Source organism: Achromobacter sp. E1 (genome assembly GCF_037039475.1).
In the GTDB taxonomy this organism is placed as follows: domain Bacteria; phylum Pseudomonadota; class Gammaproteobacteria; order Burkholderiales; family Burkholderiaceae_B; genus Achromobacter; species Achromobacter mucicolens.
Window position 1 is genome coordinate 2,882,907 of the sequence record NZ_CP146253.1, and the last position, 26,636, is coordinate 2,909,542.

A 26,636-nucleotide genomic window follows, 5' to 3' on the forward strand; every position below is an offset into this window, starting at 1 on the left:
GCCCCGCCGGCGCGTGGCGCGTTGCACCGCGCGCCGGTCTGGTCAGGCCGGCAGCTCGCCTTCCCGGCAGATGAGGCTGGCGTCCATCTCATCAAGCCGGTTGATGCCCAGCATCGCCATGTTGCGGTCGACCTCGGCGCGCAGCAATCCGATGGCGTGCGCGACGCCCGCCTGTCCGCCCACCGCCGCGGCGTAGTTGAACGGGCGTCCGACGAACACGCAGCGCGCGCCTAGCGCCAGCGCCTTGAGCACATCCGTGCCGCGCCGCACGCCGCTGTCCATCATCACCGTCATCGCGCCTGCTTGCGCCACCACGCCCGGCAGCGCGCGCAGCGGCGAGATCGCGCCATCAAGCTGGCGCGCGCCGTGGTTGGACACGATGATGCCGTCCGCGCCGTGCTGGCGGGCCAGCGCCGCATCGCGCGGATGCAGGATGCCCTTGATGATGAGCGTGCCCGGCCATTGCCTGCGGATGCGCGCGACATGCTCCCAACTGAGGTGGTCGCGCGCCGTGAAGTCGCGCAGCACCGACGCGGAGACGATGGGCGCGCCGCGCGTGGCAAAGGAATTTTCAAAGTGCGGCATGCCGTGCGCCAGCAGCGTGCGCAGGAACGTGCCGGCCAGCCAGCGCGGGCGCGCCAGGCCGTCCAGCGCCAGGCGCAGGCTGGGCTTGAGCGGCGTGGAAAACCCCGTGCGCACGTTGTTCTCGCGGTTGGCGGACACGGGGATGTCGACGGTCAGCACCAGCGTCTCGAAGCCCGCTCGCCGCGCGCGTTCGATCAGCGCATCTATCTTGGCGGGATCGCCGGGCAGATAGGCCTGGAACCAGGTGCCGGGCGCTTCTTCAATGACGGCTTCAAGCGGGATCAGCGACGTGCCGCTCAGGATTGCCGGCACATTCTGCTCGCGAGCGGCGCGGGCCAGCACGATGTCGCCCCGGTAGGCCGACAGCGCGCTGATGCCCATGGGCGCGATGCCAAACGGCGACGCGTAGGTGCGCCCGAACAGTTCGGTCTGTTGCGTGCGGCGCGAGACATCGACCAGGACGCGCGGGGTGAACGCGTACTGGGCGAACGCGTCGCGGTTGCCCTTGAGGGATTGGTTGTCTTCGGCCGCGCCGGCGATGTAGCCGAAGATGGGGCGTGGCAGCCGGCGGCGCGCGGCGGTCTCGAAATCGTCCAGGGAGAGCATGCGCCCCAGCGCGCGGGACAGCGGACGGGCAGTGGCGCGAGGCGCGGCGGCGGGCAGGGCGGATGTGGTCATGGCGGGCCGGTAAAAGCCCGTAATCTAACAACGCCCGTTTGCGGCTGAAAGCGAATAAAACAAAAGCCGCTTGTTCGCTTTTGGTGAACAAGCGGCGTTGGTGTGATTTACACCGGTGCGGGCAGCGCCAGCAGTTCGCCCATGCGCACCGGACCCAGCACGGACGGCGTATCGGCCCAGCGGATCTTGCCCGGCCCAAACAGCACGATGGCCGTCGAGCCCAGCTTGAAGCGGCCCATCTCGGCGCCTTTTTCAAGGTGGATGGGCGCGCGGGCGGCCGCGTCGTAGCGCACGGACTTGATGCGGCGCTTGTGCGGGGTGACCAGACCTGCCCACACGGTTTCGATGGACGCCACGATCATCGCGCCCACCAGCACGACCGCCATGGGACCGTGTTCGGTGTCGAAGATGCACACCACACGCTCGTTTCGCGCGAACAGTCGCGGCACGTTGCGAGCGGTCAGCGGATTGACGGAAAACAGACGGCCCGGCACATGGATCATTTCGCGCAGCGTGCCGGCGACGGGCATGTGGACGCGGTGATAGTCCTTGGGCGACAGGTAGATGGTGGCGAACTGTCCGCCCTGAAAGGGCGCGGCGCGCTCGGTGTCGCCGCCCAGCAGGTCGGCAAGCCCGTAGCTGTGACCCTTGGCCTGAAAAATGCGGCCCTGTTCGATGGCGCCCATCTGGCTGATGGCGCCGTCGGCCGGGCAGACCACCGCGCCCGGCTCTTCGTCCAGCGGCCGCGCGCCGTCTTTCAGCGCACGCGTGAAGAAGTCATTGAAGCAGTCGTAGGCCAACGGGTCTTCTTGCAGCGCCTCGCTCATGTTCACGCCGTACTTACGGACGAAACGCGAGATCATCCAGTTCTTCACCGCGGGTTCGCGGCAGTCCGATGCGTATCCAAAGAAGCGCGACACCAGGTGGTGCGGCGCGAGATACTGGCTGGCAAGAAAAAGTTGGTCTTTGATAGGCATCTAGGGCGCTAAAAAACGCGTCCCGCATGCAGCGGGACGTGGTTGAAGGTGCCGCGCGGGCCAGGTTGAAGCTGGAGTCCGGCAATTCGGCGCGATTGTAACGCGGTTGGCCGGGCGCGGCGCGCAAAAACGCTCAGGCGGCCTTGGCGGCCAGCTTGGTCTTGTAGAGCCAGTCCTTGTAGTCGTCCAGGTCGCCATCGAACGGGTTGACCTTGCCGTCGGCCACGATGATGAACTGGTCGGTGGTGGCGCGCAGCAGGTGGCGGTCGTGCGAGACAAGCACCAGCGTGCCTTCGAACTGCGCCAGCGCGTCGGTGAGGGCCTCGCGGGTTTCCAGGTCCAGGTGGTTGGTCGGTTCGTCCAGCAACAGCAGGTTGGGGCGTTGCCACACGATGAGCGCGAGCGCCAGGCGCGCTTTTTCGCCGCCGGAGAAGGGGGCGATGGAACTGGTGGCCATCGTGCCGTTGAAGTTGAAGCTGCCCAGGAAGTTGCGCAGTTCCTGTTCGCGCACGGTGGGTGCGATCTTGGTCATGTGCCATAGCGGCGATTCATCGTGGCGCAGCATCTCGACCTGATGCTGGGCGAAGTAGCCGATGGACAGACCTTTGTTGAACTGCGTCTCGCCGGCAAGCGATTCGATCTCGCCGGCAATGGTCTTGATGAAGGTCGACTTGCCCGCGCCGTTGATGCCCAAGAGACCGATGCGCTGGCCCGCCTGCAGCGAAAAGTTGATGCCCGACACGATGATCTTGTCGGACACGGCTTCGGTGGCTTCGTCCTCGATGCGGTAGCCCGCGCTGACCTTGTCCATCGTCAGCAGCGGATTGGGAGCGCGCAGCGGCTCGCGGAACTCGAACGAGAATTCGGCGGCGGCGCGCAGCGGCGCCACTTCTTCCATGCGCGCCAGGGCCTTGATCCGGCTCTGCGCCTGCCGCGCCTTGCTGGCCTGCGCCTTGAAACGGTCGATGAACGATTGCAGGTGCGCGCGCTGGCGCATCTGCTTTTCCATCATGCCTTGCGCCAGTTCAAGCTGCGCGGCGCGCTGGCGCTCGAACGACGAGTAATGGCCGGAGTAGCGCTTGAGCTTGCGTTCGTCGATGTGGACGATCACATTCACCACGCCGTCCAGGAAGTCCCGGTCGTGCGAAATGACGATGAGCGTGCCGGGATAGCGCTTGAGCCAGTCTTCCAGCCAGATGATGGCGTCCAGGTCCAAGTGGTTGGTGGGCTCGTCGAGCAGCAGCAGGTCGGACGGACACATCAGCGCCTGCGCGAGGTTCAGGCGCATGCGCCAGCCGCCTGAAAAACTCGTGAGCGGCAGGTGCATCTGCGCCTGCGTGAAGCCCAGGCCGGTCAGCAACTGCTCGGCGCGTGAATGTACCGTGTAGGCATCGGCGTCGGCCAGCGCGGCATAGATCTCGCCCATGCGCAGACCGTTCTCCGCGCTTTCCGGCTCGGCTTCCAGCGCGGCCAGTTCCGTTTCCAGCTTGCGCAGCGTGGTGTCGCCGTCAATGGCGTATTCGATGGCGGGGCGATCCAGCGCGGGCGTCTCCTGCGCGACGTGCGCCACACGCCACGACGCGGGATAGTCCAGGTCGCCCTGGTCGGCGTGCAGCGTGCCGCGCAACAGGCCGAACAGGCTCGACTTGCCCGCGCCATTGGCGCCGATGAGGCCGATCTTGTCGCCGGGGTTCAGAAGCAGGTCGACCTTGTCGAGCAACGGCTTGACGCCGCGCATGAGTGAAACTTGTTGGAAGCGGATCATGACTACGAAACGGGATGGCGCGACGGGCGCGCGGCAAGGCGCCGGCCAGCGGCGCGGTGCAAAGGGCGGAAAGCGGGGCGGGAGGGCGCGCGCAACATGCGCGCCGGCGCGAAGCATGAACGGAATGGAAGCAACCCAACTCCGAACGCGAGGGGGGGATTGTACCCGGGCGGGCAGCTCTGGGCGGGAAGCTCCGGGCGGGAAGCTCTGGGCGGGTAGCTCTGGGCGGGTAGCTCCGGGCGGGTAGCTCCGGGCGGGCAGCCTCGGACGGGCGCCTCCCGCCGCGTCTTGCCCTTAAGCCGCGCCGATCGCCTGCGCCAGTGCCAGCACGCGCTCGGCCTCTTGCGCGTGCAGGTTCTCGACCAATGCGCCGTCCACGACCGCGACGCCCTTGCCCTCGGCCTGCGCCGCAGTCCATGCCTCGAGGCGCCGGCGTGCGGTGTCCAGTTCCTCGGGCGTCGGCGCGAAGGCCGCGTTCGCGGCGGCGATTTGCCGTGGATGGATCAGCGTCTTGCCGTCAAAGCCTTGATCGCGGCCTTGCCGGCATGCGTCTTGCAGCCCGGCGTCGTCGTTCAGGTCCAGGTGCACGCCGTCCAGCACGGCCAGGCCGTGCGCGCGGGCGGCCATGACGGCAAGCGAGCGTGCCAACAGCGTCTCGTCGCGCGAAGGCGTGTGACGCGCGTGCAGGTCCTTGACCAGATCCGATGTGCCGACGACGATGGCGGCCAGCCGTGCGTGGCCGCCCGCAATGGCGTCCAGACGCAGAAAGCCAAGCGGCGTTTCGGCCATGGCCCACAGCGGCAGGCCGGCGGGAGCGCCAGCCGCGTCCAGCGCCTGCGCCAGCGCCGCCAACTGGGCCGGACTCTCGACCTTGGGCAGCAGCACGGCATCGGCGCCGGCCTGCGCAATGGCGCGCACGTCGTCCAGGCCCCAGGGCGTATCCAGTGCGTTGACGCGCACGATGCACTCGCGCCGCCCGTAGCCGCCTTCCCGGAGCGCCGCGGCAACTTGTGTCCGGGCCTGCGCCTTGGCATCGGGCGCCACCGCGTCCTCCAGGTCCAGGATGAGCGCGTCCGCATCGAGCGTGCGCGCCTTGTCGAGCGCGCGCGCGTTGGCGCCGGGCATGTAAAGAACGGAACGGCGGGGGCGGAGCGGGGCGGTCATTGCGGTCTCAGGATTTGGGCAGGCTGCCCACGATGGTGACGGGCGTGGTGCAAACATAGCCCACGCCATAGACGGTGCGTATGCCCAGGTCGCCGCCGGCCAGCGCGCGCAGCTTGCGCCGCAGCCGGTGCATGTGGGCATCGAGCCGATGCGTGTCGTAGGCCTCGACGCTTGCGCCCAGCGCTTCGACGAGGCGCGCGCGCGTCAGCGGCAGCGGCGCGGCCTGGATCAGCGCGCCGATCAGCCGGCTTTCGGTGTCGGTGATGTCGACGCTGATCTGGCTGGGCGTGGTCAACGTGCGGCGCGCCGGGTCAAAACGCCAGGCGTCCGACTGCGCGTCCTCGGTGTCGGCCGCCGGCACGACGCGCAGGCGCCGCGACAGCGCCACCAGGGTGGCCCCCAGCTCGGCCAGGTTCACGGGCTTGGTCAGGTAGTGGTCGGCGCCCAGGCTCAGGCCCGATACCTTGTCTTCGCTCAAGAGGCGCCCGGTGAGCATGATGATGCCCATCGACGGATACGTGGTGCGCAGGTGCGATACCCGCGCGAGCCCGTCGCCGTCCGGCAGCATGGCGTCCAGCACGAGGATGGCGGGGGTGACGGTAAGCAACAGGCTGTCCAGCTCGGCCAGCGAACCCGCGGTGAGGATGGCTTTGTCCAGGCCCAGGTCCTGGATGTACTCGGCGATGGAATCGCGCCAATCTCCGTGGTCGTCGACGACGATGATCGTCACGGCGCGGCGCGCTTGCGCGCTCCTCGGGCGAACAGGGATGTTCTCGTCATGCTTTGAATTCGATAGGGGGCCGCGTGCGCGCGGAAATCAGGGGATGACGGTGTGCGTATCCCGCGTGCTTGCGCGCAGAATATCATCCCCGCCGTTGCGGCGGCGCGTCATGGATCAAGGATGCGATCCAGACCGAGGGCAAAAAGGGCCTGGTCAAAAATTGCGCAGCCCGGTGCGGATCGCCCGAAAGGCCATCAGCCGTGCGTTTGCGTTTTTCTTATCCACAAGTTCTGTGGATAAGAAAAACAGCGCGGATACCGTCCTGGCCGACTAAGGGAGTAATTCGACCGGCACGCCATCGGGCACTTTGCGCATCCGATCGCGTTCGATCCGGCCCGGTGCAAAGCGCGTTTTGCGCGCAGCAGCATTTTGCAGCAGCACCGACAGCACCGAACCCTTGTCCTGGATCCATCGCGTCTTGCCGCGCAACAGCTTCACCGCGTTCTCGGCCGTTCCCAGGCGGTAGGACATGGCGTTGATCTCGATCGAGGATTTGCCGTTGAACAGCGATTCGTCGATTTCGGTGATGGCGGCCGCGTCGAGATTGTTGCTTTCGTGGTCGATCCGGTAGACGTACTTGAAGCCGTGAAACGGATCCTGCACGACGATGAGTTTTTCCGATCCGGAAACGTCGGACATCATGCCGAGGATGCGCGACTCAACCATCTGGTTGCCGCGTTGTTCTTCGGTGTAGATGAAAATGCTGTGGCGCACGGGGGGCGATGCGGCCGGCGCGGCCGCGACAAGGCGAGAACGATCCATACCTGAGCGAAGAGAAGCGGGGAGGGGTCGAGAGACCCCGAAGCCCCGCATGATACCAATTGTTTCAGGAATGTGCTGTAACAGCGGCGGCCGGCCGCTGCCCGGCAACAGGATCAGCCGCGGGCGGCCAGCTTTTCGCGGCGTTGGCGCACAGCCAGCGCCAGCGCCGCCAGCACGGGCTCGGTCTGGGTCCAGCCCAGGCATGCGTCGGTAATGGAGACCCCGTGACGCAGCGGTTCGCCGGGCTTGAGGTCCTGGCGGCCTTCCTCGAGGTGGCTTTCGATCATGACGCCGGTGATGCGGCTGTCGCCCTGGGCGACCTGGGCGGCGATGTCGTTGGCCACGTCGATCTGGCGCACGTGCGACTTGTTGGAGTTGGCGTGCGAACAGTCGATCATGACCTGTTCGCGCTGGCCCGCCTTGCGCAGGGCGGCGCAACAGGCGTCCACGCTGGCGGCATCGTAGTTGGGGCCTTGCTTGCCGCCGCGCAGGATCACGTGGGTGTCCTGATTGCCGCGGGTTTCGAAGATGGCGGCCATGCCCATCTTGGTCATGCCCATGAACGCATGCTTGGCGCTGGCGGCGACCATGGCGTCGGCTGCGATCTGCACGCCGCCGTCGGTGCCGTTCTTGAAGCCCAGCGGGCAGCTCAGGCCGGAGCTGAGCTGGCGATGGCTGGGGCTTTCGGTCGTGCGCGCGCCGATGGCGCCCCACGCGATCAGGTCGGCGATGTACTGCGGGCTGAGCAGGTCGAGGAATTCGGTGGCAATCGGCAGACCCAGGCCGCCGATGTCCAGCAGCAGCTCGCGGGCGCGGCGCAGGCCTTCATTGATGCGGAAGCTGCCGTCCAGGCGCGGGTCGTTGATGTAGCCCTTCCAGCCGACGGTGGTGCGGGGCTTTTCGAAATACACCCGCATGACGATCAGCAGATCCTTCTTGTGCTCATCGGCGGCGGCGCGCAGCTTGCGCGCGTACTCCATGGCCTGCGCGTGATCGTGGATGGAACATGGGCCCACCACCAGCACCAGGCGGTCGTCCCGGCCGTGCAGCACGTCCGCGATCTCGGCGCGGCTTTGCTCGACGAGGTTCTGGATGCTGGGCGACACCGGCAGTTCGTCCTGCAGCAGCGCAGGCGAGATCAGCGGGCGCACCGCGCTGATGCGGGTGTCGTCGGTGCGGGTGTTGTCCTGGGTGGCGTCGGCGGCGCCGACCTCGCGGTCGTGCAGGGGGTCGTCAATGCGGGTCAAGGGAAAGCTCCGTGCCGTAGATGCGGGAAAGTCCGCCATTATCGCACCCGCGGACGGTGGAGGCGGATGGGTGGCATCGCCGCGCCCGCTTGCGGGGACAGGCCCCAATGTATGGAGCCGGACGGCGGATAATCCGGCGGCTACGTCTATCGGCGGCGAACTGAATTAACCCGTTATCGATAAGGACACTTTTCGCGCGGATGCCTTAGCATTGATGCACGCTCTCAGCAGGCCGGCGCTGCCGGCCAGCGGCAGGCGCAGGCGGGGGCCGCGCACGGCTTCTTTCCGTAGGCACAGTTCAGGACGGTCAGCAATGCCAAAACCCGATGCCGGATCGTCCCGACGGATTCTTCTTGTAGAAGACCATCCCGTCGAACGCGCCTATCTGCAGAACATGTTGCTGGCATTGGGCTACCGCCGCGTGGCGGGCTTGGGAAGCAGCATCGAGGCGGTGGGCGCGATCACGCGTCAATACCATGACGTGCTCATCAGCGACATCGTGATGGGCGAGGGCGACGGCACGCGCCTTCCCAACGACCTGCGGCGGCTGGTGGACGCCGGGCGCTTGAAGAGCATGCCGCCTATCATCTGGATCAGCAGCCTGAGCGACGAATTGCTCCAGTCGCATGTGCGGTTGGCCCTGCAGGCAGGTTGCCCCTCCGCGCAGGCGCTTTCAAAGCCCGTGTCGCGCGTGGCGATGCAGCAGGCCATCAAGAACGCGCTGCGCAGCATCGACGACGAGTCCGCCTCGCCGGACAAACCCAAGTCCGTGCGGCGCGAGGTGATGGAGGCGGCGCTGAGCCAGGCGCTGCTCTCGGGCACCAACATGAGCGTGGTGCTGCAACCCCAGATCAGCCTGTCGACCGGGCGTGTGGTGGCGGCCGAAGCGTTGTCGCGCTGGGTGGATCCGAAGCTGGGCGCGATCTCCGCGGCGGACTTCGTGCCTGCGGCGCATCGGCTGGGCATGGACCGCATGTTGTTCAGCCGCGTCACCGACCGCGTGCTGGAGGTGTTGCGCCGGCTGCAGGACGCCGATGTCGCGGTGCCGATCGCGATCAACGCGTCGGCCTCCACGCTGTGCTCGCGCGACCTGCCCGGCCTGCTGGAGCAGAAGGTGGGGCAGGCGGGGCTGCCGGCCCGTCTGATCAAGGTCGAACTTACCGAAGACGAGCCCGTGACCGACTGGCTGGCGCTGTCGTCCACGCTGAACCTGTTGCGCGTGCGCGGCTTCGAGCTGGCGATGGACGACTTTGGCGCGGGCATCGCCTCCATGCGCCTGTTCTCGGCAATGCCCTTCAACGAACTGAAGATCGACCGGGACTTCATCGTCCACATGCACCGCGAGCCTGCCTCGCGTGCCGTCGTGGCGGCGGCGATCGAAATGGGGCGGGTGCTGGGGCGGCGCGTGGTTGCCGAAGGGGTGGAGCAGGAGCGCGACGTGCAACTGCTTCGCGAACTGGGATGCGACCTGGCGCAGGGCTATGGGATTTCCATGCCGTTGTCCCCGGACGAATTCATCGCGTATTGCCGGGCGCATTGAGCGCGGGCGGCGCGGCATTTTTTGCCGGGTTGGGCTTGATTCGCGTCAAAGGACGGTCCAGGTACCCGAAATGGCGGCCCTGGGCGAAACTACCATTATGTCTGCGGCCTGTCTCGGTTCGGCACGGCCGCCGATTTACTGGGAGCGATGCCAATGCGCCGAATCCTTTTCACGGTCCTCGCCGTCAGCGTCCTGGCCTGGGCGCTTGCCTTGCGGCTGCAGCCGCCCGCCGCCTTCAACGTATGGACGTGGCGCGACCAACTGATTTTGCTGACCGGTCTGGCGGCTTATGTGCTGATGGCGCTCATCATGCTGCTGTCGGTCAGGCCGGTCTGGCTGGAAAAGCGGCTGGATGGCCTGGACAAGATGTACCGGCTGCACAAGTGGTGCGGCATCCTGGCCACCGCGCTGGCGGCGGCGCACTACTTCATCAAGCTCGCCAAGCCGCTGCTGCTGGCCATCTTCGATCCGGTTCCCAAGACGCCCCGCGCCGCGGCCATGCTGGACATGTTCCGGGGATCGGCCAAGGATCTGGGCGAATACGCCGTCTGGATCCTGGTGGCGATGGTGCTATTGACGCTGTGGCGGCGGTTCCCGTACCACGTGTGGCGCCAGGTCCATCGCATTGCCGCCGTGATCTTCCTGGTGGCGGCGTTTCATGGCGTCGTGCTCACGCCCGCCGCGTGGTGGTCGCAGCCGGCGGGGTGGCTGGTTGGCCTTGCGACCGCGGTCGGATCTGTCTGCGCGGTCATGGCGCTGACGGGCCGCATCGGGCGGGCGCGCCGCTACAAGGGCACCGTGCTGGACGTGCAGCATCTGTCGGATGACATCCTGCGCGTGACCTGTCTAGTCCAGGGCGATTGGCATCACCGCGCCGGCCAGTTCGCCTTCCTGACCGCGGATCGCAAGGAAGGTGCGCACCCCTTCACGGTGTCGGGCGCCTATGATGGCTCGGGCAGGGTGCAGTTTTCGATCAAGGCGCTCGGCGATTACACGCGGCGCCTGCAGAAGAGCCTGGCGGCGGGGCAGGCGGTGACCATTGAAGGGCCATACGGCTGTTTCGACTTTCGCCGGGACGAGGGCCGCCGTCAGATCTGGGTCGGCGCGGGCATTGGCGTGACGCCCTTCATTTCATGGCTTGAGGCCTTGCAGACGCGGCCCGCGAACGCGCCCGACGCCACCTTGTATTACTGCGCCCGCAATGCAGACGATGCGCCTTTCGCCGACCGGTTGCGCCAGTTGTGCGCACGCGTCCCAAGCGTGAAATTGGACGTCCGCTACAGCGACGAGCACCGGCCCTTGACGGCCGCCGAGCTGGCGCAGGCCAGACAGGAAGGGACGCCGTGGCCAAGTGTCTGGTTCTGCGGTCCCACGGGCTTTGCCGACGCGCTGAAAGACGGCTTGCACCGGCGGGGCATGCCGGTGCGGCAGCTGTTCCACCAGGAAGCCTTCCAGATGCGCTAGCGCGTCAGAGGCCGGACACGTCGATATCACCCGGGTAGTCCACCGAGAACTTCAACGTCGTCTCGCGCGACTTGCCCGGCTCGAGCTCCCAGTCCCACACCAGCTTGCCGTCCTCTTCGCGCTTGATGTCGCGGTCGGCGGGCGACAGCAGCTTGACCACGATTTTCTCGTTACGCGAGATGGGCAGGTGATCCTTGAAGGTCACCTGTTCCTTGGTTGACTTGTTGTTCTTGACGGTGATCTTGTACTCGTAGGTGACACGCTTGCCGCTGCCCGAAAAGCCGGTGCTCTCGGTGTAGCGGTTGACCAGCTGGCGCTTGATGGAGATGCCCTCGTCCGCGCCCAGCGCCAGCTCCAGCTTTTCGCCGGGCATGACCGCTTTCATGGCGCCCGTGGCGACAAAGGCATCGTCCAGGAAGGTATTGAGCGGCCCCGCCAGGAACGGAAAGTCTGTGTTGTTGCTGGCTTGCGCGGTCAGGTAGACGGTTTCGCGCAATGCGGGCGTGGATTGGTATTGCAAGGTGGCCGGCAGTTTGGCCGTGGCGATGGCGACGCGCTGCGTGGTGTTGTCCGACAGCAGCGTTGCCGGGTTCTGGATCTGGAACGACGCGCTGGTTGCCGCATTCTGGACCTGAGCCGTGGACAGCTCGATGGCCTCGGGTTGCGGCTCGGGCAGCATGGCGCTGTCTTCCATCGCGCGGGCGCGCGGCGCGCGCTTGGCGTGCATCTCGGCCTGGACGGCAGCAGGGGCCGGCGCGGCGGCGGGCCGGGGCGGCGGGGGCGGGGGAGGGGCAGCCACGTCGATGATCCACGGGCGCAGCTTGGGCGCGCCGCCGCCCAGCGACGGCCGGGCCGTGGACAGCGTCAGCTTCACGTTGGTCCAGTCTTCGCCCGTGTTCTGGCGGATGACACCGAAGTAACCAAGGTCCACCTGACGATCGGCCGGACGCAGCCGCGCATCATAGGCGGGCGTCCAGCGTGCGCCCGCCACGGCATACGACAGCGCGAGGTCCAGCTTGCCGGCGCGCGCCATGCCGACGCGCAAGGCCACCTTCTTGGTGCGCCGGCCCGCCTCGCCACGGACCTGGCCAAGCTGGGTTTGCAGTGCCGTCATTTCGCGCTCCAGCGCGGTCTTCTGTTCGGCGACGCGGCGCAGGCCCGCCAGCGTCGTGGCCAGCGATTCGGCGCTGAGCGTCTGGATAGCCTTGAGTTCATCCACGGTGATTCTGGCTCCGTCCTTGGCCGGTTCCGTGGCGCCGCGCTGCATCATCAGGATGAGCTCGCGCTGGTTGTCCAGCACCGCGGCCTCGTCGTCGAGCGCCGCCTGCCGGGCAGTTAATTTGTCGAGTTGCGCTTCGATCGACCTCACCCGTTCGTTAGCGGTGTCGGTCTGGTAGACGTCGCTGACCTTGACGTCCAGCAGGGTCGCCTGACCGGTGCTCTTGGCGGACACCTGCAGCGAGTTTTCCTGCAGCGAGGCCGGCAGGTTGTCCAGGATCAGTTCGTGTTCGCCGGCGGCCAGGTCGCTGCTGGCAGCGCGGGTGACGACGGCGCGGTCCTGATAAACCGTGACCGCGCCGATGGCGGAGGGCAGCGCGGCAGCAGCGGCGAAGCCGGGAATCGTTGCAAAGGCCAGGGCCAGAAGGGTACGTCGCACGGGGTCACCTTTGAAAAGTTGGGCGCGGCCGGCATCGCGGATTCCAGGGGACGCATCGCCAGCAAGCGCGAGAGTCTAGTCCCAGCCCCGCGCCGCAGGTTTACAGAAAATGACAAACGCGACAGGCCGATACGGCCACGCCCGGAGTCCGGCTTCACTCCCGTTCTGGATGCGCCAGCCGGCGCAGCATGCCGACGGCGTTTTCGGCGGCCACCGAGCGGTCATGGCGGCGGTAGGCCATGTCCAGCAGCGCATGGGGCGCATCGCCCTTGATGGGACGGTACTCGATGCCCTGCGCGCCCATGTGCCGCATCGCGGCGGGCACGATGGAGATACCCACGCCAGCCGCCACCAGGCTCACGATCGACGCCATCTGCGGCGCTTCCTGGATGACGCGCGGGGCAAAGCCGGCGCGCTGGCAGGCCGACTGGATGGCGTCGTACAGGCCCGCGCCGATGGGCCGCGGATAAAGCACGAAGTCCTCCTCGGCCAGCGCGGCGATCGGGACCGCGCGCTTCCGGCTGAGCGGATGGTCCGGCGGCAGGGCGATCAGCATGGGCTCATCGAGCACCCGCTCCGATTCGAATTCGGCGTCCAGCACATAGGGCGGGCGGACAAAGGCCACGTCCACGTCGCCCGCGCGCAGGCCTCGCAGCAGCGTGACGGTATTGCTTTCGGTGAGCGTGATGCGCACGTCCGGATAGCGGTCGCGAAAAGCGCGGATGGCCCGGGGCAGGTAGGGATGAAAGACGGCCGACGCGGTAAAGCCGACCGTGATGGCGCCGCGTTCGCCGCGCCCCAGCCGCCTGGCCATATCGACGGCGCGGTCGGCGCTGGCCAGGATGGCGCGGGCGTCGTCCAGAAATTGCACGCCGGCTTCGGTCAGCGCGATGCCGCGGGGCAGGCGCAGAAAGAGCGGCGTGCCGATCTCGCGCTCCAATTGCTGGATCTGCTGGCTGAGCGGCGGCTGGCCGATGCCCAGACGGGCGGCCGCGCGCGTGAAGTGCAGTTCCTCGGCGACGGCGGTGAAATACCGCAAGTGACGCAGTTCCATCGGTTTTAAATATAGACAGGAGCGGTTTCATATATTGGACATATGCAGGGGAAATGTCTACCTTGTTCTCCACGGGCTCCTGCCCGGGTGTTTTTCGAGAATTCTGATGGCTACCCCTTCTGCAAGTCACGCAACAGACTCCGGCGTTTCGGCGCCGGCTTATCTGGCGCGCGGCACGCCGGGTCTGCGCCGCGCCCAATGGGCGCTCTTCGCCGCCGGCTTTTCCACGTTTTCGCTGTTGTATTGCGTGCAGCCGCTGATGCCGCTGTTCACCCAGGCTTTCCACGTTTCGCCCGCGCAGAGCAGCCTGGTGCTGTCGCTGTGCACGGGTTTGCTAGCTATCGCCATTTTCTTTGTCGGCCTGTTTTCGGCCGCGCTGCCGCGCAAGCGCGTCATGGCGTGGTCGCTGTTCGCGTCCGCCATTCTTGGCACCATCGCGGCGGTCGCGCCGGACTGGCAGAGCCTGCTGGCCCTGCGCGCCTTGCAAGGGGTGGCGATGGGCGGGGTGCCGGCTGTCGCCATGGCCTATCTGGCCGAGGAGGTCGAACCGGGCACGCTGGGCTTCGCGATGGGGCTTTACATCAGCGGCAGCGCGTTTGGCGGGCTGTCGGGACGGGTGATCACCGGCCTGGTGTCCGATCACTTCGGGTGGCGCGCAGCGATGGGAACGCTGGGACTGCTGGGCATCGTCGCGGCCGTGCTGTTCCTGTGGCTCCTGCCGGCCTCGCGCCGCTTCACGCCGCGGCGCGGCCAAGGGTGGGCAGGCGTCTGGTCGGACGTGCGGGCCGGCGCCGGCGCGCACTTGAAGAATGGGCCGCTGTGCGCACTGTTCGCCATGGGCGGGCTGCTGATGGGCGCTTTCGTGGCCGTCTACAACTATGTCGGCTTCCGGCTGTTGCTCCCGCCGTTCTCGCTTAGCCAAACCTTCATCGGCTTCATCTTCGTCGTCTACCTGGTGGGCATCTTCGCATCCACGTGGTTTGGCCGACTGGCCGACCGTCATGGGCGCGGCGCGATGCTGTCCGCGGCGTCGGGGCTTGCGCTGGCCGGCCTGGTGCTGACGCTCTCGGATTCGCTGCCTGTGCTAGTCGCGGGCATCGTGATCTTCACGTTCGGCTTTTTTGCCGCCCATGCCGTCGCAAGCGGCTGGGTGGGTCAGATGGCACGGGGCTACAAGGCGCTGGCCGCCTCGTTGTACCTGCTGGTCTATTACGTGGGGTCCAGCGTCCTGGGCGCGCTGGGCGGCCAATTCTGGACGGTTGGCGGTTGGCACGGCGTGGCGGCGATGGCCGGCGGCCTGCTGGCGGCCGCACTGACGATCAGCGCGGGCCTTGCCTGGCGCACGGGGCGCCGTGACCCGGCGGCAGGGGTGGCGGGGCCCGCCTGACCGCCTCTTTTTTCCAGGAAGGGTAGCCTCGCGTTACGCAGGGTTGCCCCACGCGCGCCCCTATCGCGTACATTCTGTATTGCGATAGGGGGAAACATGCTGACCAAGCAAGACCGCGTGTCCCTGCCATGGACCGACACGCTAGCTCGTCTTGAAGACGAACGTATCATGCTGGAGCGAATCGCTGCCGGCGTGCCGCTCCCGCAGGTGCTAGAACATGTGCTTCACGCCATCGAGGCCCAATCGAGCGTGAAACTTCGCGCGTCCATCGCGCTGGTGGACGACAAGGGGGGCAGGCTGGAGCATGGCGCCGCGCCCAGCCTGCCGGATGAATTCAACGCTGCGGTAAGCGGGATGATGATCGAGCCCGAGGCCGGCCCCTGGGGCGCTGCGGCGCATTCGGGCAGCCCGGTCTACGTGGAAGACATTTCCCGGGATCCTCGCTGGGCCGCATGGCGCGACGTGGCGGCGGCGCACGGCCTGCGTGCCTGTTGGTCGACCCCGATCAAGGCGCCGGACGGGCGGCTGCTTGGCGTGTTCTCCAACTATTACGACGAAAGCCGCCTGCCGTCGGCGCACGACATCGACGCCATTGCGCTCGTCACGCGTAGCGCCGCCCTGGCCATCGAACGGCATCTGCTCGATGTGGCCTTGCGCCGCAGCGGCGACCGCTGGCGCGCCATGTTCGAGGGCATGCAGGAGGCATTCTTCCTGGCCGAGGCCTTGCGCGGCGAGGATGGCCGCATTGCCGACTTCCGCTTTCTTGAAGTGAACCCGGCATTTGAACGCCAGAGCGGCATGCGGGAAGGCGACACGCTGGGTCATACCCTGCGTGAAATGATTCCGGGCGTGCCCAGCCAGATCCTGGATACGTTCGCCCAGGTCGTGGAAACAGGCGAGCCGACCCAGTTCGAATTTGCCGTTCCCGCGCCCAACGATGCGTGGTACGAAGCGCGGGCGCGCAAGGAAGGGCCCGACCGCATCATGGCGCTTTTCCTGGACGTCTCCGCGCGCAAGGCGGCCGAGACCGAGCTTTGGGAAGGCCAGCATCGCAAGAATTTCCTGCTGGCGCTGGGCGACCGCATGCGAGAACTGCACCTGCAGGCCGCGATCGAGGAGACCGCCTGCGCGGGGCTGGGGCAGCACCTGTCGCTGGGCCTGGTGGCAGTTCTGGATTGGGCCGGCGACGGCGCGGCGCCCGTCGTGTCCACGGCCTGGCAGTCCGAGGTGTACGTGGCGCGCCAGGAGCCCCTGGCGACAGAGCAATTGGGCGACGACTTTTTCGAGGCGGTGCGCAATGGGCGCACAACCTACCTGCAGCCGCTCGTGGCGCAAGAGGGCGGCGACGTCCGGCCGTCCGCCATCGTGGTGCCGATGCGCCGATGGGCGCGGCAGGGCGGCGCGCTGGTGGTCCGCCCCCTGTCCAGCAGCCGGCTCAAGCCCGCGGATCTGGCCTTCATCGAGGAAGTGGCCGAACGGATGTGCGATGCCGTCGAGCGGTCTCAGTATGCGCGCATGCTGGAGCAGCGGGTCGAACACGCCATCGCCGAGCGGGACCGCATCTGGCGGATGTCGCCCGAGTTGCTCGCGGTCATCGATGGCCGCGGCAGGTTTGCCAGCGTGAATCCCGCGGTGCAGACCATCCTGGGCTGGAACCCCGACCAGTTCCTGTCGATGGGACTGTCAGAACTGATCCACCCGGATGACCTGGAGGCGACCCGCGCCGCCTGGTCGCCGCACGCCAAGGCGAATGGTGCGCAACCTGCCCGGCACGTTGAAAACCGGGTATTGCGGCGCGAGGGGGGCTACAGCTGGATCACATGGAGCATGTCGTGGTCCGAGGACAGCCTGTATGTGGCCGGGCGCGACGATTCGGACCTGAAGGCGCAGGCTGAAGCCCTGGCCGACACCGAGAATGCGCTGCGCCAGGCGCAGAAGATGGAAGCGGTGGGTCGCTTGACGGGCGGTATCGCGCACGATTTCAACAACATGCTCCAAGGGATCACGGGCGCGCTGTATCTGGTGCAGCGCAAGCTGACGGCCGGCGTGCCGGAACAGGCGCAGCGTTTCATCACCGTGGCCATGGATTCCGCGAACCGGGCCGCGCATCTGACGCAGCGGCTGCTGACGTTCTCGCGGCGCCAGCCGATCGACCCCAAGCCGTTCAGTGTGGAAGCCACGCTGCATTCCATGACGGACCTGTTCCATCGCTACACCGGCGAGCGTGTGAACCTGGTCTTCGATCTGGAGCCGGGTCTGTGGCCTGTGAACTGCGACCGGAACCAGTTCGAGAACGCAATGCTCAACCTGGTGATCAATGCCTGCGACTCGATGCCGAACGGCGGCGTATTGACCATTGCCGCGGCGAATACGCACCTGGACGCCGCGTCACTGCGCCAGAACCCGGGCGTCAATCCCGGCGCGTTCGTCGAGGTCACGGTGTCGGACGTGGGGTGCGGCATGTCGCCCGACGTGCTGGCGCACGCCTTCGATCCGTTCTTCACGACCAAGCCGCTCGGCGAGGGCACGGGTCTGGGTCTGTCGATGACCTACGGTTTTGCCAAGCAGGCGGGCGGCAGTGCCGTGCTGGAAAGCGCCGAAGGCGTCGGCACGTCGGTTCGCCTCTATCTGCCGCGCCATCAGGGCGTGCCGGAAATGGCGGCCGAAACGCCGCGGGCGACGGGCGCGAAGGCGGCGTCGGCGGGCCAGGCCTTCGTTATCGTCGTGGAAGACGATATGAACGTGCGGGAAATGGTGCGGGAGTCGCTGGTGGACATGGGGCTGCATGTGTTGACGGCCGGCGATGGCGAAGCCGGCCTTGAGCTGGTGACCGCCACGCGCAACCTGAGCCTGCTGGTGACCGACGTGGGCCTGCCCAATTTGAACGGCCGCCAACTGGCCGACGCCGCGCGCGTCGCGCATCCTGGCCTGCGGGTTCTGCTCATGACGGGTTACGCCGAAAGCGCGGCCAGCGCGGGCGGGTTCCTGCAAGAAGGCATGGAACTCATCGTCAAGCCGTTCTCACTGGATGCTCTGGGCGAGCGCGTGCAGCGCATGCTGGAAGAGGGCGCGGCGCCGCAACGGGCACGTTGAGGGTCAAGTGTTGCAAACGCAGGTAAAAAATGCCCCGCATGGAGGACTACCAGTAGGGCAGAAGGCGGGCAGGGGGTCAGGCACGGGGCTTGCGACTAGGCCGGTGCATTTCAACCAAGGAAGGAGCTACGCTATGAAATACCGTGCCATGACCTGCGCGCTTGCTTTGATTGCCGGCGTTGCGACCGCTGGCGGCGCTTATGCCCAGTCTACGGGCCGCAGCACGCCCGCGACTTCGCCGTCCACGACGCCGAATGACGGGACTGCCGTGCCGCCCAATACCAAGGTGCCTCCGGGCCAGATTCCCCCCGCCCCGAACGCCGCGCCCAATACGGGCACGACGCCGCCGAACCTGGACAAGAGCGGTCACATGAAGTCGGACAAGCATGGGTCGGAAATGCCCAATCGCAAGCGCGAGGCCAATGACAACGTGCCGAAGACCCCGGCCGCTGGCGCTACGCCTCCTCCGGGATATCCGAACACGGGCGGCAGCAAGTAAGCAGCCCAACAAAAAGGCTTCCGCGAGGAAGCCTTTTTTTATGGGCACAAGGCTGGTCAGTGCTGGCGGCGCAGCTCGGCGGGCGGTACGCGCAGTTGGCCGCGGTATTTCGACACGGTGCGGCGGGCCAGCAGGATGCCGTTGGAGGCCAGTTGCTGCGTCAGCGCAACGTCGGACAGGGGCATTGCCGGATCTTCGGCGTCCACCATCTCCTTGATGAGCGCGCGCACCGCGGCCGCTGAACACGAGCCGCCCGACTCCGTGGCCAGTTCGCGCGAGAAGAAGTGGCGAAATTCGAAAACGCCGCGCGGCGTGGTCATGTACTTGCTCACGGTCGCGCGCGAGACAGTGGACTCGTGCATGTTCAGATCGTCAGCCACTTCGCGCAGCATGAGCGGGCGCAGCGCCACTTCGCCATATTCGAAGAACATCTGCTGGCGCTTGACGATGGCCTCGGCGACTCGCTGGATCGTCGTGTAGCGCTGTTCGACATTGCGCACGAGCCAACGCGCTTCCTGGAGTTCCTGCGCCATCGGGCTGCGGTCGTCCAGGCGGGCACGGCGAAAGAGATCCGCGTAGGCGCTGTGCAACCGCGCGCGGGGCATCGCGCTGCGGTTGGGCAACACGCGCCAGCGTCCCTGCCATTTGTCCACGAAGACATCCGGCACCACGTACACCGGCGCGTCTCCGCTGTAGCGGCCGCCAGGCTTGGGATCCAGCCGGCGGATCAGCGCGCAGGCGTCGCGCAGAGCGTCATCGCCGCATCCCAGCGCGCGGCGCAGACCGACGTAATCGTTCTTGCCCAGCCGCTCCAGATGTTCCTGGACGATTTTCTGGGCCAGTGAGCGTGTGTCGTCGTCTTCATCCGGCAGCGCGGCAAGCTGCAGGATCAGGCACTCGCGCAAGTCGCGCGCGGCGATGCCGGGGGCGTCCAGCTGCTGCACCAGGCGCAACGCCGCCATCCATTCGGATTCCTCCGGAAGCGGGCTGATGTCCGCATCCGCGGAGGTGCACAGCGCGGAGAGCGGGGTGCGCAGGTAGCCATCGTCGTCCAGCGCGTCGATGATGAACTCCGCCAGCAGGCGGTCACGCGGCTGCAGGTGATAGTTGCCCAGTTCGAAGGACAGGCGATCGCGCATAGACACGTTGGCGCAGGCCCATTGGCCCAGATCGCTGTCGCCCCCCGAGGACGTGTGGGTGGGGTAGTCGCCGGAATAGGCGGGCGCGTCGGGCGGGGGCTCGTCGCCTTCCGGGCTGTCCGAGGCCGCAACGGGCTCCGGGGCGGGCTGTCCTTCGATGTCCGCCGTCTCGCCGCGGACGCCAGGCGCAGCCGGGGCCGCCGACTCGAGCTCCGAATCGTCCGGATCTTCGAGAAAAGGGTTTGAGGCCAGCGCGTGCTGCACGGCCGTGGTGAATTCAAGCGCCGACATCTGAAGCAGCTTGACGGACTGTTGCAGACGCGGCGCGAGCGTCATTTGCTGGCGCAGGCGAAGTTCTTGCATGGGGTGGCCCAATCGAGTCTCCTGAAGGGGCAGCCGCCGGAAGGCGGCTCATTCTCCTTCTATATGCAAAGATCGTGCCAACCCCGTTCAAGGGGGCGAAGGCGCCCCGGGAACGGGGCATGCTGAGCCAGTATTACAAACGCGGTGGTAAGAACTGCTCAGGCAGCTTTTTCAGGCTCGTCCTTTTCGTAGACGTCCAGCCTGTTGTAGAGCGTTTTCAGGCTGACCCCGAGCGTCTCGGCGGCCAGGCGTTTGTCCCCCGCATGGTGGGCCAGCGTGGCCAGGATGAATTCGCGTTGGGCGCGGCCCAGCGGCATGCCCACCGGGAAGTTCAGCGAGCCGTCGCGAACCTGTGCCTGGCTGGGCCCGCGGTTGCGCGTCGCCAAGTCGGCGTCCAGCTGGGTATCGGCCATGATGTACGCGCGCTGGACCACGTTGCGCAGTTCGCGCACATTGCCCGGCCAGTCGTGCGCCTTGATCGCCTCGAGCATGGCCGGCGAAAACGTCTTTTGCGTGCCGTGCTGCGCATTGAGGATATCGAGGAATTGGTGTGCCAGCAGCAGGGCGTCGTCGCCGCGCTCGCGCAGTGGCGGCACGCGTAGCGGAATCACCAGCAGACGGTGCAGGAAGTCCTGGCGCAGCCGGCCGTCCGCCACCGAGGCGGCCGGGTCCCGGTTGCTGGCGCAGATGACGCGCACATTGGCGCGCAGCAGGTCAGTGCCGCCCACGCGCTGATACGTGCCCACTTCAAGCACGCGCAGGAAATGCACCTGCATGTCCGGCGGCATTTCCGTCACTTCATCCAGGAACAGCGTGCCGCCGCTTGCGTACTCGAAGTACCCGGCGTTTTGCGACACAGCGCCCGTGAAGCTGCCTTTCTCATGGCCGAACAACTCGGCGTGCGCCAGCGATCCGCTGATCGCGCCGCAATTGACGGCAACGAAGGGCTGATCGCGGCGATCGCTCGCCTCGTGGATGGCGCGCGCAACGATTTCCTTGCCGGCCCCACTTTCGCCGATAATGAACACGCTTGCATCGGTAGCCGCGGCAAGTGCGATCTGGTTTCCCAGCTTGCGCATTTGCGGCGACATGCCGCTGGTGTCCGCAAAAACGGAAGTGGGGGAAGGCGCGGTGGCGCGCGTAGCGGTATTTCGACTGGCCATGCTGATTCCTAGTCCCGAAAGCGGGCCTGCAATAATCGCATCGTAGAGGGCGGTCCGCTGTCTGATTGCGACGAGTTGCAAGTATTGGAAAACGTTGTTGGAAACTGGCAGATATTTGCGCCGGCCGACCTCATAGTGACTATTCTGACGGTTATGGAAGGGATACGGAGATAGCATGCCTCACCTGCTTATCGTCGACGACGACGATGCAATACGGGAAACACTGGCCGAGATAGGCCGAGAAAGCGGGTTTTCGGTGGCCCTGGCGGCCAGCGTCAAGGACGCCCTCATCCAGCTCGAACGGCAAGCGCCCGACCTGGTGTTGACGGACGTCCGGCTGCCGGGCGGCAGCGGCATGGACATTTTCAAGAACGTTGCCGTGCACAGCGCAGAAGTGGTGGTGATGACCGGCCACGGTACTGTCGACAACGCCGTGCAGGCCCTGCGCCTGGGTGCGACCGACTATCTGGTCAAGCCGATCTGCATGGAACGCCTCGAAGAGATCCTGAAGCGGATCATGACCAATTCGGGCGGCGAAATGCCCGGCACCCCGTTCGAAGAACCGGGCCGCTTCGGCAAGCTGTATGGCAAGTCCGAACGCATGCAGACGCTTTATCGTCAAATCGGGCGCGTGGCGCCCACCACGGTCACCACCTTGCTGATCGGCGAAAGCGGCACCGGCAAGGAGCTGGCCGCTCACGCCATCCACGAACTCAGCCCACGCCGGCAGCGTCCGTTCATCGCGGTCAATTGCGGCGCGATATCGCCCAACCTGATCGAAAGTGAAATGTTCGGGCACGAGCGCGGCAGTTTCACCGGCGCGGACCGCCAGCACAAGGGGTACTTCGAGCGCGCCGACGGCGGCACGTTGTTCCTGGACGAAGTCACCGAAATGCCGCTTGACCTGCAGGTCAAGCTGCTCCGTGTGCTGGAAACCGGCCAATTCATGCGCGTGGGCACCAACCGGGAAATTGCCTGCGACATTCGCGTGGTTGCGGCGACCAACCGGAATCCGGAGCAGGCCGTGCAAGAGGGCAAGCTGCGTGAAGACCTGTATTACCGGCTGAGCGTTTTTCCCATCGAGCTGCCGGCGCTACGCGACCGCGGCAGCGACATCCTATTTCTGGCGCAGCGCTTTCTGCAGGCGCTCAACGAAGAATCCGGCAAGAACAAGGATTTTTCCCCCGAGGCGGCCGCCGCGCTCGCGCAATATGAATGGCCAGGCAACGTCCGCGAACTGAAGAACTTCGTGCGGCGCGCGTTCATCATGGCCGATGGGGATGTGCTGGATCTGGATATGCTTGTGCCGCAGGTATCGCCGGCGGGCGAGCCGGCCGGCGGGCAAGTCAGCGTGCCGGTTGGAGAGACCTTGGCCGAAGCCGATCGTCGTCTGATCCTGGCCACCCTTGAGCGATGCAATGGGGTCAAGAAACAGGCGGCCGCAGTGTTGGGGATCAGTCCCAAGACGCTCTACAACCGTCTTGAGGAATACGCGGCAGCAGGCTACGTGCTGCCCGGCGAAAATTCCCGGACGGGCGGACCGTCCCGGGAATCCGCCTGACGCCGCTTACTTGTTGAAGCGGGTCTTCAGGTCAGCCATGCAGGCGTCCTTGGCGTTGCCGGACATGGCATCGCACTTTTCCTTGCCGACCTTGTAGTCGGCATCGTTGCGCGTCTTGGCCGCGTCGTGGGAGGCTTCGGCCTTCTCCTTCGCGGCCTTGGCGTCGGCCTTGGCCTTGTCGCGCGTGGCTTCGGCCTGCTTCTGGCAGACGTCCTTGGCATTGCCCTTCATGCCGTCGCATTGCTTTTTGTCCATTTTGTATTGGTTGTCGATCTGATCGTTCGTGCGAACGCCGGTCGTGCCCGTTTGCGCGGAGGCCTGGAAAGCCAGGACGGAAAAGCACAGGGCAAAAGCGGGGCAAATCGTTTTGGACAGATTCATGACTGACTCCTTGGGTAAGTGATCCGGTAGTTGGCGGACCCGGCTACCCCTAGAGCAAGTAACGTGCCCAGGTTTTCCAGGCATGCCACTTGCGCAGTAGGGGCGAGGCCATTCGCGATTCACGGATGGCGCGTATCAAGGAGATGATTCATGACGACCCCACACGATCAGCAGCCCGCCAAGTCCAAGGCCAACACTCCCAAGGACGATACGGAGGCGGCGAACCAGAGCGGTCAGTTTGGCGCGGATAAACCGACCGAGAACGATCAGCCTTACAAGCGGCGTTCGGATAAAACGCCGAACCGCAAGGGGCCGGAATTTGAAGAGGGCGGCCAGTATCCGGGCAAGCGGCCTGACGGCAATTAATGCGAATGGCGGGCGAAACGGCTTGCTGTCAGCGGGCCGGTTCGCCCAATTCGTCGGCCAGACGAAATAGCATCACCACGCAATACAACGCCGCGATGCCGATCACGCCGTAGACGGTGCGCGCCGCCGCCATATGCGGAAAAATTTTCGCGATCACATCCAGATTGACGGCGGCGATCAAGCCGCTATTCAGACCGCCGACCACGACGACGATCAGCGCCATCCAATCCAGCACGGACAGGCAACGCCGGGCTTCGCCGCGGGCAGGCTCGGACACCGGCAGGCCCTCGTCGGTCTCGGACCCGGGTAGCAATTCCTCAGTACGGGATATTTCCATCGTCGTTCCTCAGGGAGTGCGGCGCCGGGGCCGGTTTGGGATGGCCTTAGCCACCGTTGCGGACCGGATCGGGCGCGTCGTGCGAGAGGCCGGCCTCGTCCGCGTCGGTGACGCGGTCGGTCGCCACGTCCGCGCCGTCGTCGTCCTGGAAGTCCGGTTCGACGCTCTCGCGGTCGCCCGTGGCCTGGGAGTCGCTATCGGTATGCCTGAGGTCGCGCGGCAGGTCGCTGGCCGAGTCTGAAGAATCGCTGGGACCCAGATCGGGACGGCCGCTTTCGTCAAGGTTTATATCGGTGTCGGGTACACGGGGCATGGGCATTCTCCGGTTAAGGGCGCGCGCGGGATCGGAACAGGCGGTGCGCGCGGCAGCGGGTGCGGAGCAGGCAGCAAGCGCCATGCCGAGGTCGCGAGGGGCAGGGCGGTTTCGGCAGCGCAGGTATGGAAGTTGCTCCTTGATTGAAAATTTTTCCCCGGGAGATTGTCATGTCCTTGATTGTCGCTGCACGGTTCCAGACCTTCGATGAAGCCACGCTGGCCGCCCAGAAGTTGTTCGCCGAGGGCTATACCGAGGATGACATCCACACTTTTTACGTCAGCATTGCCGGCGAGCACGGGCGCTTTCCGCTGGGGGGCGACCGGATCGCGGACCCCGATGCCAAAGGCGGGCATTTTGGCGCGGTGGCCGGCGCGTCGTTGCTGGGGCTGGTGTTTGCGCTGGTGGCGGGGCTGATTGCCGCGCAACTGGCCGCCTCGATCTTCATCACCATTGCCGCCGCCGGGGTGGGCGCCTACATCGGGGCGTTGGCGGGCGCCATGTGGGTGGTCGGCCGCAAGAAGCGGGTGCGCACCGCGCCGGGCGAGCCCGAGAAATCGCACCCGCCCGTGCGCCAGGCCGGTGTCATGCTGGCGCTGCACGTGGACCTTGGGCGCGAGCAGCAAGCCCGCCAGATCTTGCGCGCCGCGGGCGGCACCGACATCGAACGAGCCAATGGCCGATGGCAAGACGGCAAGTGGCAGGATTTTGATCCGCTGGATCCGCCGCGCCGGGTGGAAGCGCCGACCACCGCCAATTGACCCCCGCCCAGTCACGCACGGAGACAGCAACATGAAGCCATTCACTAAAACGTCATTTGCCGCGCTTGCCGCGGCGGTTGTGCTCGCGGGCGCGGGCCCGCTATCGCACGCCGCGGAACTGGACGCCTCGGACGCTCGCTTCCTGCAGGCTGCCTCGGGTTCGGGCATTTTCGAAGTGCAGGCCGCCGAGCTGGCAGGCAAGCGCGCCAAGGACGCACAGGTGCGCGCGTTTGCGGCCAAGATGCTTGAACAGCACACGGCGGTGAACAAGGAGATCCGCGCGTTGGCGGCCGCCAAGAACATCTCGCTGCCCGATCAGCCGGCCGAGCCCGACCGCGCCACGCTGCATGAATTGCGGGAAAAGACTGGCGCCGAGTTCGACCAGGTGTATATCAAGAAGGCTGCCGTGGACGCGCACGCGACAGCCAATCGCCTTTTCGAAACAGCCGCCAAGGAGTCGGAGGATGCGCAGGTGCGCGACTTTGCGACGCGCACCTTGCCGATGTTGAGCGATCACTACGCGATGAGCCGCGCGTTGGGTCGCGAGCCCGCCGTCAATGGCGACAAGATCGATCCGGCGCCCAAGGGCGAAGCGCCGCCGGTTTCCCCGGCGTCGCGCGCCGCGCCGGCGTCGGTGGTGCCGGAGAAGTGAGGATTGCTCAGTCGCCCGCGCTGCCCGTAATGGGCAGCACGATGCCCGTGATATAGCTCGAGCATTCGGGCGATGCCAGAAAGACGTAGGCGGGTGAGATTTCCTCGGGCTGAGCGGGGCGTCCCAGATCGGTCTTTTCACCAAATGACTTGATGTCTTCGGCGCTTCTGTCGGCCGGATTGAGCGGCGTCCAGACGGGACCGGGCGCGACCGCGTTCACACGAATACCCTTTTCGGCCAGGTTCGAGGCCAGCGACCGGGTGAACGCGTGGATGGCGCCTTTGGTCGATGAGTAGTCCAGAAGCTTGCCGCTGCCATTCAGACCCGTAACGGATCCCGTATTGATGATGGCGCTACCGGGCTTCAAATGTTCCAGCGCGGCGCGCGCCATGTAGAAATACGCGCTGATGTTGGTGCGCAGCGTCTTGTCCCATTTTTCGTCGCTGATTTCCGGCAGCGTCTCGGTGTGTTGCTGGTAGGCCGCGTTGTTGACCAGGATGTCGAGCCTGCCGAAGTGCTTGACCACCTGCGCCACGGCTTCATTGCAGAAGGCGGAATCCTGGACGTCGCCCGGGATCAGCAGGCACTGTCGGCCTTCTGCTTGAACGGCGCGGCTGGTCTCCCTGGCATCCTCGTGTTCATCGAGGTACATCACGGCGACGTCCGCGCCTTCGCGGGCAAACAGGACGGCGACGGCCCGGCCGATGCCGGAGTCGGCGCCGGTGATGATCGCAACCTTGTCTTGCAGCTTGCCGCTGCCTTTGTAGCCGGGCGCCTGATACTGGGGCTTGAGCACCATGTCGGCTTCAACGCCTGGCTGTTCGTCCAGGTGCTGCGCCGGCATGGGCGGGGTGGGGTGAGGGCGGTCGCCGGTCTGGGCGCTTTTGGGGGTGCTCATGTGTTCTCCCATTGGGCGGCGCGGGATGCGCCTTGCAATGGAAGTCGAG

The 26,636-nt window shown here is 66.2% G+C and carries 24 protein-coding genes; 9 read left to right on the top strand and 15 right to left on the bottom strand.

Annotated features, from left to right (window positions below; genetic code table 11):
• Positions 1-42: 42 nt before the first annotated feature.
• The 7 genes from V6V88_RS13300 to V6V88_RS13330 form a co-directional block, all read right to left on the bottom strand.
• Positions 43-1,263: an alpha-hydroxy acid oxidase gene (locus tag V6V88_RS13300; protein ID WP_062841110.1), complete on the bottom strand. Its 1,221-nt coding sequence runs from the start codon at positions 1,261-1,263 to the stop codon at positions 43-45.
• Positions 1,264-1,370: 107 nt separating this feature from the next.
• A complete protein-coding gene (gene asd, locus V6V88_RS13305; RefSeq protein WP_062841109.1) occupies positions 1,371-2,240 on the bottom strand; it encodes an archaetidylserine decarboxylase in 870 nt (289 codons plus the stop codon).
• 133 nt (positions 2,241-2,373) lie between these two features.
• Complete coding sequence (locus tag V6V88_RS13310) at positions 2,374-3,978, bottom strand: ATP-binding cassette domain-containing protein (RefSeq protein WP_338619477.1); 1,605 nt, start codon at positions 3,976-3,978, stop codon at positions 2,374-2,376.
• Between the two features lie 321 nt (positions 3,979-4,299).
• On the bottom strand, positions 4,300-5,169 hold the full coding sequence (locus V6V88_RS13315; protein ID WP_223575565.1) for a CoA ester lyase: 870 nt from the start codon (positions 5,167-5,169) through the stop codon (positions 4,300-4,302).
• Positions 5,170-5,176: 7 nt separating this feature from the next.
• Positions 5,177-5,899 (bottom strand): response regulator transcription factor, encoded by a 723-nt coding sequence (locus V6V88_RS13320; protein ID WP_056317634.1) that lies wholly within the window; start codon positions 5,897-5,899, stop codon positions 5,177-5,179.
• Between the two features lie 321 nt (positions 5,900-6,220).
• On the bottom strand, positions 6,221-6,712 hold the full coding sequence (locus tag V6V88_RS13325) for a hypothetical protein (RefSeq protein WP_056317637.1): 492 nt from the start codon (positions 6,710-6,712) through the stop codon (positions 6,221-6,223).
• A gap of 113 nt (positions 6,713-6,825) precedes the next feature.
• Positions 6,826-7,959 (bottom strand): 3-deoxy-7-phosphoheptulonate synthase, encoded by a 1,134-nt coding sequence (locus V6V88_RS13330; protein ID WP_056317640.1) that lies wholly within the window; start codon positions 7,957-7,959, stop codon positions 6,826-6,828.
• 313 nt (positions 7,960-8,272) lie between these two features.
• Between V6V88_RS13330 and V6V88_RS13335 the strand changes: the two genes are divergently transcribed.
• The gene (locus tag V6V88_RS13335) at positions 8,273-9,499 is read left to right on the top strand and encodes an EAL domain-containing response regulator (RefSeq protein ID WP_175235316.1); all 1,227 of its coding nucleotides are present in this window, start codon (positions 8,273-8,275) and stop codon (positions 9,497-9,499) included.
• A gap of 153 nt (positions 9,500-9,652) precedes the next feature.
• On the top strand, positions 9,653-10,963 hold the full coding sequence (locus V6V88_RS13340; protein ID WP_280003113.1) for a ferric reductase-like transmembrane domain-containing protein: 1,311 nt from the start codon (positions 9,653-9,655) through the stop codon (positions 10,961-10,963).
• A 4-nt stretch (positions 10,964-10,967) separates the two neighbouring features.
• Here V6V88_RS13340 and V6V88_RS13345 read toward each other — a convergent pair whose 3' ends face one another.
• Together V6V88_RS13345 and V6V88_RS13350 are read right to left on the bottom strand one after the other, a co-directional pair.
• Entirely contained in the window at positions 10,968-12,620 is a 1,653-nt protein-coding gene (locus tag V6V88_RS13345) for a mucoidy inhibitor MuiA family protein (RefSeq protein ID WP_223575564.1), read from the bottom strand.
• A 154-nt stretch (positions 12,621-12,774) separates the two neighbouring features.
• Entirely contained in the window at positions 12,775-13,674 is a 900-nt protein-coding gene (locus V6V88_RS13350) for a LysR family transcriptional regulator (RefSeq protein ID WP_056317651.1), read from the bottom strand.
• Positions 13,675-13,780: 106 nt separating this feature from the next.
• On the opposite strand from V6V88_RS13350, the gene V6V88_RS13355 reads away from it, so the two are divergent.
• The 3 genes from V6V88_RS13355 (at position 13,781) to V6V88_RS13365 (ending at position 18,653) form a co-directional block, all read left to right on the top strand.
• Positions 13,781-15,061, top strand: a complete 1,281-nt coding sequence (locus V6V88_RS13355) for an MFS transporter (RefSeq protein WP_223575562.1) — start codon at positions 13,781-13,783, stop codon at positions 15,059-15,061.
• Positions 15,062-15,157: 96 nt separating this feature from the next.
• Positions 15,158-18,154 (top strand): GAF domain-containing protein, encoded by a 2,997-nt coding sequence (locus tag V6V88_RS13360; protein WP_338619478.1) that lies wholly within the window; start codon positions 15,158-15,160, stop codon positions 18,152-18,154.
• 133 nt (positions 18,155-18,287) lie between these two features.
• Complete coding sequence (locus V6V88_RS13365; protein ID WP_062839538.1) at positions 18,288-18,653, top strand: hypothetical protein; 366 nt, start codon at positions 18,288-18,290, stop codon at positions 18,651-18,653.
• A 56-nt stretch (positions 18,654-18,709) separates the two neighbouring features.
• Here V6V88_RS13365 and V6V88_RS13370 read toward each other — a convergent pair whose 3' ends face one another.
• Positions 18,710-20,155 carry an RNA polymerase factor sigma-54 gene (locus tag V6V88_RS13370; RefSeq protein WP_223575560.1) on the bottom strand — a complete coding sequence of 482 codons (1,446 nt, stop codon included), beginning with the start codon at positions 20,153-20,155 and terminating at the stop codon, positions 18,710-18,712.
• A 158-nt stretch (positions 20,156-20,313) separates the two neighbouring features.
• Positions 20,314-21,234: a sigma-54 dependent transcriptional regulator gene (locus tag V6V88_RS13375; RefSeq protein WP_223576499.1), complete on the bottom strand. Its 921-nt coding sequence runs from the start codon at positions 21,232-21,234 to the stop codon at positions 20,314-20,316.
• A gap of 259 nt (positions 21,235-21,493) precedes the next feature.
• On the opposite strand from V6V88_RS13375, the gene V6V88_RS13380 reads away from it, so the two are divergent.
• Positions 21,494-22,879 (top strand): sigma-54 dependent transcriptional regulator, encoded by a 1,386-nt coding sequence (locus V6V88_RS13380; protein WP_223575559.1) that lies wholly within the window; start codon positions 21,494-21,496, stop codon positions 22,877-22,879.
• 6 nt (positions 22,880-22,885) lie between these two features.
• Here V6V88_RS13380 and V6V88_RS13385 read toward each other — a convergent pair whose 3' ends face one another.
• Positions 22,886-23,260: a hypothetical protein gene (locus V6V88_RS13385; protein ID WP_056317667.1), complete on the bottom strand. Its 375-nt coding sequence runs from the start codon at positions 23,258-23,260 to the stop codon at positions 22,886-22,888.
• Positions 23,261-23,410: 150 nt separating this feature from the next.
• On the opposite strand from V6V88_RS13385, the gene V6V88_RS13390 reads away from it, so the two are divergent.
• A complete protein-coding gene (locus V6V88_RS13390) occupies positions 23,411-23,626 on the top strand; it encodes a hypothetical protein (RefSeq protein WP_062839535.1) in 216 nt (71 codons plus the stop codon).
• Positions 23,627-23,654: 28 nt separating this feature from the next.
• On the opposite strand, the gene V6V88_RS13395 is transcribed toward V6V88_RS13390, so the two are convergent.
• On the bottom strand, positions 23,655-23,963 hold the full coding sequence (locus V6V88_RS13395) for a DUF378 domain-containing protein (RefSeq protein WP_223575558.1): 309 nt from the start codon (positions 23,961-23,963) through the stop codon (positions 23,655-23,657).
• Between the two features lie 46 nt (positions 23,964-24,009).
• Entirely contained in the window at positions 24,010-24,276 is a 267-nt protein-coding gene (locus V6V88_RS13400; RefSeq protein ID WP_338619481.1) for a hypothetical protein, read from the bottom strand.
• Positions 24,277-24,446: 170 nt separating this feature from the next.
• On the opposite strand from V6V88_RS13400, the gene V6V88_RS13405 reads away from it, so the two are divergent.
• Positions 24,447-25,037 carry a phage holin family protein gene (locus tag V6V88_RS13405; protein ID WP_062839532.1) on the top strand — a complete coding sequence of 197 codons (591 nt, stop codon included), beginning with the start codon at positions 24,447-24,449 and terminating at the stop codon, positions 25,035-25,037.
• A gap of 31 nt (positions 25,038-25,068) precedes the next feature.
• On the top strand, positions 25,069-25,689 hold the full coding sequence (locus V6V88_RS13410; protein ID WP_338619482.1) for a DUF4142 domain-containing protein: 621 nt from the start codon (positions 25,069-25,071) through the stop codon (positions 25,687-25,689).
• Between the two features lie 7 nt (positions 25,690-25,696).
• On the opposite strand, the gene V6V88_RS13415 is transcribed toward V6V88_RS13410, so the two are convergent.
• The gene (locus tag V6V88_RS13415; protein WP_062839530.1) at positions 25,697-26,587 is read right to left on the bottom strand and encodes an SDR family oxidoreductase; all 891 of its coding nucleotides are present in this window, start codon (positions 26,585-26,587) and stop codon (positions 25,697-25,699) included.
• Positions 26,588-26,636: the final 49 nt, after the last annotated feature.